This window comes from Okeania sp. SIO3I5, assembly GCF_010672085.1.
Classification (GTDB): Bacteria; Cyanobacteriota; Cyanobacteriia; order Cyanobacteriales; family Microcoleaceae; genus Trichodesmium.
Genome location: NZ_JAAHHT010000150.1, coordinates 13334 through 16813 on the forward strand (window position 1 = coordinate 13334; position 3480 = coordinate 16813).

The 3480-nt window shown below is 29.2% G+C and carries 2 protein-coding genes; one reads left to right on the forward strand and one right to left on the reverse strand.

Translation table 11 applies throughout. The features are described 5' to 3' along the window. Positions 1-580: 580 nt before the first annotated feature. Positions 581-1033 (forward strand): GNAT family N-acetyltransferase, encoded by a 453-nt coding sequence (locus F6K40_RS26605; RefSeq protein ID WP_293140115.1) that lies wholly within the window; start codon positions 581-583, stop codon positions 1031-1033. Here the strand turns inward: F6K40_RS26605 and F6K40_RS26610 are convergent. Next, the gene (locus tag F6K40_RS26610; RefSeq protein ID WP_293140116.1) at positions 1011-2015 is read right to left on the reverse strand and encodes a ferredoxin family protein; all 1005 of its coding nucleotides are present in this window, start codon (positions 2013-2015) and stop codon (positions 1011-1013) included. The two genes, F6K40_RS26605 and F6K40_RS26610, sit on opposite strands and share 23 nt — an antisense overlap. Between the last annotated feature and the right edge of the window lie 1465 nt (positions 2016-3480).

Consider the following 3480-nt stretch of genomic DNA (forward strand, 5'->3'; position numbering starts at 1 on the left):
ACTTAACTGGAAGGAGAAGTAATTGATAACTTACAGCTCAGAATTGATTTGATTTTGGATTTGGGGAAAGCTCTAATAGTTATGAATTATTTAACTACATTGCTTGACTACTTTTGATTCCATTCTCAAAAAGAGGGAATAGGGAACACTTAACTGGAAGGAGAAGTAATTAATAACTTCAGCTCAGAATTGATTTGATTTTGGATTTGGGGAAAGCTCTAATAGTTATGAATTATTTAACTACATTGCTTGACTACTTTTGATTCCATTCTCGAAAAGAGGGAATAGGGAACACTTAACTGGGAGAAGTAATTGATAACTTACAGCTCAGAATTGATTTGATTTTGGATTTGGGGAAAGCTCTAATAGTTATGAATTATTTAACTACATTGCTTGACTACTTTTGATTCCATCTGTATGCATTATTTTTGATAGTATAAAAATTGATTTATTGCAGTTGGTCAACCTTTAATAATTATCGATCATCTTATGTTGTTTATGGGTAAAATTTTATTCAGCTACCCCTCAATAAAAATCTAGATAAAAATAGCGATCGCTTCTAATTAATTATGATTGAAAAATGTCAAAATTTCAGATTAGTCTAATTCAAAACAAACCAGAAAAAGAGGAGATGTATTATCAACGTTGGTTAGTATTAAGAAAGCCAATAAATATGGAAAAAGGAACAGAAAGGGATAAGTATGATGAAGATTATTCTTCTCTACATTTTATTGCTGTTTGTGAGGAACAAATCATTGGTTCAGCTAGACTGCGAAAATTATCTACAGAATTAGGAAGTATTGCATATCTTGCGGTTTCACCTGAATTCCAACTTCAGGGAATAGGTACAGCTTTAATCAAAAAAATTATTGAAATTGCCAAACAAAAACAACTAGAATCTTTGAGAGTAATGACTCGTATTAGTGCCTATAAATTCTATAAAAAAGTAGGCTTTATAGAAACTGGTGAGGTATTTCAATTTTTAGGAATACCCCACCAATTTATGTACTTTAACTTACTTTCTTCCGAGTAATAGGTATTGCCTCAGTAACTTTAAGTTCTATTTTGAAGTTAAGATCGCTTATATAATACTTGATAAATTCAGACTCTTGAGTAGCATCGCAAGAACCTTTAAGCTGAATAGTTTTACTTTTATCTTTAGCTAGCTTTGCTTGATAAATATATCTAGAATTATTTGGTTGAAGTACAGCTAATTCTGTTTCAATTACTGTTTTATCGGAATTTATATCCAAGTCTAAAAGGTTAATTTTATAATCAAACCATTCCCAACCGTGGCGAAGCATAAGTTCTCTTTCCAATACTTGAATAGAAGTTGGTAAAATTCCCCATCCTCGATACACACGTTTCAATGATTTAATACAACCAGCTCGTAGTAAAATTGAACTAAAGGATTCTCCATTTAGTAAACCATAATATCTACCATCAGGAAAGTCTATCATAGTAGGTGCAAATCTGTGCCCACCAAAGTGACTTGCTTTCCAAATCCTAGTATTTTTTAAACCTAACTCGGAAATAATTTTTTTTGCTTCGGTATAAAATGGATTACCATATTTAGCACAACACTTATCATGGCTACCATGAGTACAAACTAACAAGTCTCTTGTTAGACTATTTTGAGTATGAGTATTTAAACTATCTCCTGCTAAATATTTTTCAATTATAGGAGCTATTTGTTCAGGACTATCCACGTCAAATTCATACTTTTTATAACCATTTACAAATGAACTTTGCTGTTGTTCATAAATTAAAATTTTTCTATTGTTGTGTCTTTGATTTTGATTTTGAGTAATTAGTAAAAATCTGACTGACAATTTAGATTTTTTGACTGCTGCCATCAAAACCTCTAAATTTTCTGGAAAAAAACGAGATTCAAAAGCATTATAATCCCAAGGGTAAGGGCACTCTATCATTATATAGACTGCATAATTTGTACCACTCCCAATAATATCTTCATCTGCTTTTCGGCAAGCATCAGCACAAAAAAATTTATTCATCTTTCAACTTTCAACTCCTGATTCTACAAAAACAATTTTTTTAACTTAAGTTCAATAACATTGGCATAATATTTGCTTACAAGTCATAGTTAAGTAGGCAATTTATTACATTTTTATCCAGCAAATGTTTTTTGAATAAACAAGTTTTTAACTAGATATTCTGCAACTCCTCTAACAGATACTTCTTTATTAAAAACTAGAATTTTATATTCATCATATTCATTGCCTTAATCAACATCAGCATAAAAAAATCTATTTATATTTAAACGCCTGACTCTACAAAAATAACTCTCTCACTGACTAACTTCGATAAAATGGGCATAATATCTATTTCCCAGTCATAGTCCGGCAGCCAGTTTATGACGTCTTTTCCAGTAAATGTTTCTCTACTAAATAAGTTTTTAACTAGATATTCTGGTACACCTTGAATAGATACTTCTTTATTAAAAACTAGAATTTTATATTCATCATATTTATCTCCTTAATCAACATCAGCATAAAAAAATTTATTCATGTTTCAACTCCTGATTATCAACAAATAACTCTTTAATTAACTAACTTAAATAACATGGGCATAATAATAATAATAATATGTATTTCCCCGTTATAGCCCGGCAACCAATTTATGACATTTTTTCCAGAAAATGTTTCTCTACTAAATAAATTTTTTACTAAATATTCTGGCACTCCTCGAATATATAATTCTTTAACTAAAAACTAGAATTTTATGTTCATCATATTCATTTCCTTAATCAACATCAGCATAAAAAAATTTATTCATGTTTCAACTCCTGATTCTACAAAAACATTTTTTTTAACTTAAGTTCAATAAGATTGGCATAATATTTGCTTACAAGTCATAGTTAGGCAGCCAATTTATGAGATCTTTTCCAGTAAATGTTTTTTGAATAAACAAGTTTTTAACTAGATATTCTGGTACACCTTGAATAGATACTTTTTTATTAAAAACTAGAATTTTATATTCATCATATTCATTTCCTTAATCAACATCAGCATAAAAAAATTTATTCATGTTTCAACTCCTGATTATCAACAAATAACTCTTTAATTAACTAACTTAAATAACATGAGCATAATAATAATATGTATTTCCCAGTTATAGCCTGGCAACCAATTTATGATTTTTTTTTCAAGTAAATGTTTCTCGACTAAATAAATTTTTTACTAAATATTCTGGTACTCCTGGAATATATAATTCTTTAGTCAAAACTAGAGTTTTATCTTCATAATATTCACCTCCTTAATAAACATTACTCCCCAAAAATCTATTCATATTTAAACCCCTGATTCTACAAAAATAACTCTTTCAATGACTAACTTAGATAACATGGGCATAATATCTATTTCCCAGTCATAGTCCGGCAGCCAATTTATGACATCTTTTCCAGTAAATGTTTCTCGACTAAATAAATTTTTTACTAAATATTCTGGTACTCCTCGAATA